At 66.4% G+C, this 7,067-nt stretch carries 5 protein-coding genes; all 5 read left to right on the top strand.

Annotated elements, in window-relative coordinates:
* The first annotated feature begins 254 nt into the window (after window positions 1-254).
* The 5 genes from flhB to ACVOMB_RS08830 all read left to right on the top strand — a co-directional run bounded on the left by flhB (window position 255) and on the right by ACVOMB_RS08830 (window position 7,065).
* Window positions 255-1,385, top strand: a complete 1,131-nt coding sequence (gene flhB / locus ACVOMB_RS08850) for a flagellar biosynthesis protein FlhB (RefSeq protein ID WP_481530825.1) — start codon at window positions 255-257, stop codon at window positions 1,383-1,385.
* A 17-nt stretch (window positions 1,386-1,402) separates the two neighbouring features.
* Window positions 1,403-3,490: a flagellar biosynthesis protein FlhA gene (gene flhA / locus ACVOMB_RS08845; RefSeq protein WP_481530828.1), complete on the top strand. Its 2,088-nt coding sequence runs from the start codon at window positions 1,403-1,405 to the stop codon at window positions 3,488-3,490.
* Window positions 3,491-3,642: 152 nt separating this feature from the next.
* Window positions 3,643-5,448, top strand: a complete 1,806-nt coding sequence (gene flhF / locus ACVOMB_RS08840; protein ID WP_481530824.1) for a flagellar biosynthesis GTPase FlhF — start codon at window positions 3,643-3,645, stop codon at window positions 5,446-5,448.
* Entirely contained in the window at window positions 5,435-6,319 is an 885-nt protein-coding gene (locus ACVOMB_RS08835) for a MinD/ParA family ATP-binding protein (RefSeq protein WP_481530823.1), read from the top strand. The genes flhF and ACVOMB_RS08835 overlap by 14 nt, the downstream gene beginning before the upstream one ends.
* Window positions 6,316-7,065, top strand: coding sequence for an RNA polymerase sigma factor FliA (locus ACVOMB_RS08830; RefSeq protein WP_481530822.1), 750 nt, complete (start codon window positions 6,316-6,318; stop codon window positions 7,063-7,065). Before ACVOMB_RS08835 ends, ACVOMB_RS08830 begins: the two co-directional genes overlap by 4 nt.
* Window positions 7,066-7,067: the final 2 nt, after the last annotated feature.

Below are 7,067 nucleotides of genomic sequence, written 5' to 3'. Positions count from 1 at the left end.
CCCCCCCCCTCCGCCGACCCCGCCCCCCCCCCCCCCCCCGGGCGGCCCCGCCCCCCCCCCCCCCCCCCCCCCCCCCCCCCCCCCCCCCCACTACATGGACGCATTCCCGGCAAGGCCCCTTGCCGAGCATGGCTCGGCACTACATGGACGCATTCCCGGCAAGGCCCCCTGCCGAGCATGGCTCGGCACTACCAAAATCCGTTCTGGAATGATTTTTGCACGGCCATGGAAGAACCCTTCTTCCATGCCGAGCAATGTCCGAGAACGAACAGGCCGGGGAAAAAACCGAACTCCCCACCGAAAAACGCCTGAAGGAAGCCCGCGAACAGGGCAATATCCCGCGCTCACGCGAGCTGGCGACCGCTGCGGTATTCGTCGCCGCGGTGTTGGCGCTCTACGCCATGGGCGGCTCCATGGGCAGCTCGGCCCGGCAATGGATGAAGGCCGCGCTGTCGCCTGAAGTCGGCCTGCTGGATACCCCGAACGCCTTGTTCGGCCACGCCGGCTGGATGCTGCTCAAGCTGATGCTGGCCTTCAGTCCTCTTCTACTGGTGTGTCTGGCCGCCGGCATGATCGCGCCGGTGATGATGGGCGGCTTGGGCTTTTCCAACAAGGCAATGACGCCGGATCTGAAGCGGATGAACCCGCTGACCGGCATCAAACGCCTGATCGGTCCCGAGGCCTTGGCCGAACTGGTCAAGTCGATGCTGCGCGTTGCCTTTGTCGGCACCGCCGCCGGCCTGTGCATCTGGCACGGCGCCGATGCACTACGCGGCCTACTGCATCTGCCACTGGAAGCCGCCATCGGGCGCGGACTGGCCTTCACCCTCAAATTGCTGCTGGCCACGGCCGGGGCCATGGCCCTGCTCGCCGCCATTGACGCGCCCTACCAGAAGTGGAACTGGCTGCGGAAGCTGAAGATGACCCGCGAAGAGCTGCGCCGCGAGATGAAGGAAAGCGAGGGCAGCCCTGAGGTCAAGGGCCGCATCCGGCAGATGCAGATGCAGCTGTCACAACGCCGGATGATGGAAGCCGTGCCCACCGCCGACGTGGTGCTGGTCAACCCCACCCACTACGCGGTCGCCCTGAAGTACGAAAGTGGGCGCATGAACGCACCTACCGTGGTCGCCCGCGGCGTCGACGAACTGGCCCTGCGCATTCGCCAGGTAGCCGACGGCAACAAGGTCGCCATCGTCTCCTCGCCGCCTTTGGCACGGGCCTTGTATCGGGAAAGCCAACTCGGCAAGGAAATCCCCGTGAGACTGTATTCGGCTGTCGCCCTGGTCCTGTCCTACGTCTACCAGCTGCGCCAATGGCGCACCGGTCCGATGCCACAGATGGCATCCATAGATATTGATGAGTTCGGCAAGGGAGAAACCCGATGAGCAACCAGAGCTCGGGCCTGTCCGCGCGCCGCGTACTGGACATGCTGCGCCACGGGCTGGGCGCACCGCTGATCGTGCTGGCCTTGCTGGCAATGGTGGTGGTGCCCTTGGCCGCACCGGTGCTGGACGCCCTGTTCACCCTCAATATCGCCATCTCCATGCTGGTGCTATTGGCTGTGGTGTACGTGAAGCGTCCACTGGACTTCACCATCTTCCCGATCGTGCTGCTGGTCACCACCATGCTGCGGTTGGCGCTCAACGTGGCCTCCACTCGCGTCATCCTGCTCAACGGTCAGGACGGCCATGAAGCCGCCGGCAAGGTGATCGCCGCGTTCGGCGAGTTCGTCATCGGCGGCAACTACGCGGTCGGCATCGTGGTGTTCGCGATCCTGACCATCATCAACTTCGTGGTCATCACCAAGGGTGCCGGGCGCGTGTCGGAAGTGACCGCGCGCTTCATCCTGGACGCCATGCCCGGCAAGCAGATGGCGATCGACGCCGACCTCAACGCCGGTTTGCTGACGCGCGAGGAAGCCAAACTGCGCCGTGAGGAAGTCCGCGAGGAAGCCGACTTTTACGGCGCAATGGACGGTGCCAGCAAGTTCATCCGCGGCGACGCCATCGCCGGCATCCTGATTCTCTTCATCAACATGCTCGGCGGCCTCGCCGTGGGCGTGCTGCAGCATGACATGGCCTTCGGTGACGCCGCCGCCACGTATACGCTGCTCTCAATCGGTGACGGCCTGGTGGCACAGCTGCCGGCACTGCTGGTCTCCAGCGCCGTGGCCATGCTGGTCACCCGCGCCTCGCGCTCGCAGGACATGAGCGAAGCGATGATGGGCCAGGTGTTTGGCCAGTACCGCGCACTGGCCATCACCGCCGGCATCATCGGTCTGGTTGGCCTGGTGCCGGGCATGCCCAATCTGGCCTTCCTGAGCCTGGCCGCGATCCTGGGCTTCATCGCCTGGAAATTGTGGAAGCGCGAAACCACTGCTGCCGCCAACGCCTCGAGCAGCGAACCCAGCGCCAACGAAGGCGGCTTGAACGCGCTCGGCCAGCTGCAGCCGGCACCGACCGCCGAACTGAGCTGGGACGAACTGCGTCCGGTCGATCCGCTGGGCCTGGAAGTGGGCTATCGGCTGATTCCGTTGGTTGACAAGGCCCAGGGCGGCGAATTGATGACGCGCATCAAGGGCGTGCGCCGCAAGCTCACCCAGGACCTGGGCTTTCTGATCCCACCGGTACATATCCGCGACAACCTGGAACTGCCGGCCACCAACTATCGCCTGCTGATTCATGGTGTGCCGGTCAGCACCGCCGATATTCACCCAGATCGCGAACTGGCGCTGGACCCGGGCAGCGCCATGGGCAAGCTGGACGGTATTGCCGGCAAGGACCCCGCGTTCGGTCTGGATGCCACATGGATCCAGCCGCACCTGCGGGCTCATGCCGAGTCGCTGGGCTACACCGTGGTCGATCCGGCTACCGTGGTCGCCACCCACCTGTCGCATCTGATCCGCGAACACGCGCCGGAACTGCTCGGCCACGAGGAAGTGCAGCAGCTGCTGGCAACCCTGGCCAAGAGCGCGCCCAAGCTGGCCGAAGACCTCTCGCCCAAGGCACTGCCACTGTCCACCGTGGCGCGTGTGCTGCAGAACCTGCTGGTCGAACGCATCCCGATCCGCCAGCTGCGCAAGATCGCCGAAGCGCTGGTCGAAGCCGCACCCGTCACCCAGGACGCCGCCGCGCTTACCGCCTCGGTACGCAATGCGCTGGGGCGCTTCATCGTGCAGGAAATCGCCGGCTCCTCGCCGGAGCTGCCGGTGTTCACCCTCAACCCGCAATTGGAACGCGTCTTGCAGGAGTCAACACAAGGCAATGGCGCCGCACTGGAACCTGGTCTCGCCGAACGTCTCCATCAAAGTCTTGCCGATTGCGTCGGCAAGCAGGAGGCCCGCAACGAGCCGGCTGTAGTGCTGGTACCGGCCCCGGTCCGCGCCGCGCTGGCGCGCCTGGTCCGCCACAGCGTCCCCTCGCTGTCGGTCCTGGCCTACAGCGAAGTACCGGAAGACAAACGCCTGAAGCTGGTCGGCACGATCAGCTGAGGCAGCCCGAAAGCCGACACCGACAGCAATGCCGGTGACGGAAACCAGACACCTGCTGCACCGCACCCATTCCGCAAGAAGGAGCCCGCAACGTCATGTTCGACATCGCCAACGCCACTCCTTCGCCGCAGCCCCACTCCCGGTACCAAAGCATGAAGATCAAACGTTTCGTCGCCGCTGACATGCGCACCGCCATGAACCTCGTGCGCAAGGAGCACGGCCCCGACGCCGTGATCCTGTCCAACCGACGGATCGAAGAAGGTGTGGAGATCGTGGCTGCTGCGCACTACGACGAAACCGCAGTGAAGCAGGCGCTGGAAGCCAGCCGCCCGGCACCACCGGCACCGCCCAAGCCGCGCAGCGCCGCCGAAGCGATCATGGCCGCGATGACCCGCCGCAAGACACCGGAGCCGGAACCGGTCACCGCCACCACCTCGGCGGTCGCCGCACTGGCACGTTCGGCGGTTGGCGCCACCGGCCGCTCCATTGACAACAGCATCGAGCTGGCACCGGGAAGCCGTTTTGCCGGCCTGCTCAAATCCGCCGAGGTTGAACCGGTAGCCGCACTCGCACCGGTGCCGGCACCGCAGACATTCTTCGCCACGCAGCCGGCCGACGCCGACGAACTGCCGGTGGTACCCGCTTTCCGTCCCGCTGGCAGCGCCGCAGCCATCGCACCGCTGGCTGCAGCACCGGCGGTAACCCAGCAGACCAGTTTTGCCGACGCAATTGCCGCCGTCACCATCGCGCCGCCAGCACCGGTTGAGCGCGCCCGCTTTGTCATCGATCCGCCGATGCCCGAGCCCGAGCCGGAGCCGGCACCGCTGCAGCCGGCCGTTGCCGTGGCCATCCCCGCAATTCCTGCAGCGCCAGTCCTCGCCGCCCCCGCTGCGGCACCTGCAATCGAGCCGGTCGCGCCAATCGCTGCACCGATCGCTCCGCTCGCGACCCCGCAGCCGGTTGAAGCCCCTATCGTCGTCGCCAGCGAAACCGCCGCACCGGCAGCTGCCGCCACCACCGCACCGGTCAGCCCGGTAGTCATCGCCCGCGACGACGAACAACTGACCCAGCTGCGCCAGGAAGTAGCCGGCATGCGCCATCTGATCGAGCGCGAGATGAACCGCTTCACCGATGAGCGCCTGCGCGGCAGCGCGGTGCGCGCCAATGCACTGGACCTGATGGACGAATACGGCTTCGATGCTGGCCTGGCCCGCGACGTCGCCACCCAGATTCCGGCCGACATCGACCCCAGCCGCGCCCGCGGCCTGATGCTGGGGCTGATCTCCAAGAAGCTGCCGATCGCCCCGGTCGACCCGATGGAAACCGGTGGCGTGATCGCCCTGGTCGGCCCCACCGGCGCCGGCAAGACCACCACCATCGCCAAGCTGGCCTCGCGCTTCGCCGAAGCCCATGCCGCCCGCGACGTGGCCCTGGTCACCACCGACACCCAGCGCATCGGCGCCCGCGAGCAGTTGTACGGTTTTGGTCGCCAGCTCGGCATCGCCGTGCACGAGGCCAATAGCGGCACCGACCTCAACCAGCTGCTGCAGAAGCTTGCCGACTACAAGCTGGTGCTGATCGACACCGCCGGCCTGGGCCAGCGCGACCGCGCCCTCACCGCCCAGCTGCAGTGGCTGCGTGCCGCCGGCCAGATCCGCACCCTGCTGGTGCTGCCGGCCAACACCGCCTTCCAGGACATGGACGAAGTAGTCCGCCGCTTCAGCGCCGCCAACCCGCAGGGCGTGGTGCTGACCAAGCTGGACGAGACCGGTCGCTTCGGTTCGGCCCTGTCGGTGGCGGTCGATCATCGTCTGCCGATCACCTGGGTGACCGACGGCCAGGACGTTCCTGAGGACCTTTATCGGGCCTCCGCCGCAAATCTCGTACTTCGCCTTGAAGATTTGCGCCGCGCGGCCGATATGCCCTGCAACACGGAGTTGAACAATGCAGTCGCGTGAGTACGCCAAGCTGACCAACACCTTCCCCCTGTCGGCTACCCGGCACGAACCGGCAGGCCCGGTACGCACCATCGCGGTGACCGGCGGCAAGGGCGGTGTAGGTAAAACCAATGTCTCGGCCAATCTGGCCGTGGCACTGGCAGGCATGGGCAAACGTACCCTGCTGCTGGATGCCGATCTGGGCCTGGCCAACATCGACGTGGTGCTGGGCCTGCAGCCCAAGCACACCCTGGCCGACCTGGTTGCCGGGCGCGCCACCTTGGAAGAAGTGATCATGGAAGGCCCGAACGGCGTGCTGGTAGTGCCGGCCGCCTCGGGCCGTCGGCACATGGCCGAACTGCAGCCGGCCGAACACGTCGGCCTGGTCAATGTGTTCTCCGAGCTGGAGCGCGAGCTCGATGTGATGATCATCGACACCGCCGCCGGCATCACCGACAGCGTGCTGACCTTCTGCCAGGCCGCCCAGGACACCGTGGTAGTGGTCTGCGACGAGCCGGCCTCGATCACCGACGCCTATGCGCTGATCAAGGTGCTCTCGCGCGAGCGCGGCGTGGACCGCATCCAAGTGGTGGCCAACATGGTCCGCGACCCCAACGAAGGCCGCGCCCTGTACGAAAAACTGGTGCGGGTCTGCGAGAAGTTCCTGATCGATGTCTCGCTGAACTACCTGGGCTGCGTGCCGCAGGACGACTGGCTGCGGCTGTCGGTGCAGCGCCAGCAGCCGGTGGTCAAGCTCTATCCTTCCGCGCCAGCCTCGCTGGCGATCAACGAAATCGCCCGTCGCACCGCGCGCTGGCAAGCCCCAACCGCCCCGCGCGGCGGCGTTGAGTTCTTCCTGGAACGCATCATCCAGCAGAAGGTGAAGGCATGAACAATGCAGCCGCCCAATACCGTGAAGTCCAGCGCAACGCGGCCAATGACTGCATCGCCCGCCACGCCGACCTGGTCCGCCGCATCGCCCACCATCTGGCCGCGCGCCTGCCCGCCAGCGTCGAGGTCGATGATCTGATCCAGGCCGGGATGATGGGTTTGATCGAGGCCTCACGCAGCTATGACGCTGAGCAGGGTGCCTCGTTCGAAACCTATGCGTCGATCCGCATCCGCGGCTCGATGATCGACGAAATCCGCCGCGGTGATTGGGTACCGCGTTCGGTGCACCGCCGCGCCCGCGACGCTGCTGCCACCATCCGCAGGCTTGAGCAGAGCACCGGCCGCTCGGCCAGCGCCAGCGAAGTGGCCGAAGCGATGGAACTGCCGCTGCCCGAATACATGCGTCTGGTCGAAGACGCCTCACGCGGCCAGGTGCTGAGCCTGGAATCGCGGATCGAAGACCAGGGCGAGCTGGACACCCCGACCACCGGCGGTCCCAACCCGCAGCAGGTGCTGGAGCGCAGCCAGTTCGGCGCCGAGTTGGGCAAGGCCATCGGCCAACTGCCCGAGCGCGAGCAGCTGGTGCTGTCGCTGTACTACGAGCAGGAATTGAACCTGAAAGAAATTGGCGCGGTATTGGGCGTAAGCGAATCCCGCGTCTGTCAGATTCACGGCCAGGCCACGCTGCGTCTGCGTGGCCGACTGAAGATTTTCGAGGCGGCCGACGCCGGGCTCGAAGAACCATGAAG

This window comes from Stenotrophomonas sp. STEN018 (assembly GCF_056760235.1).
Note: the sequence above shows the minus strand (reverse complement) of the source record. Positions and strands in the feature narration are given on the sequence as shown.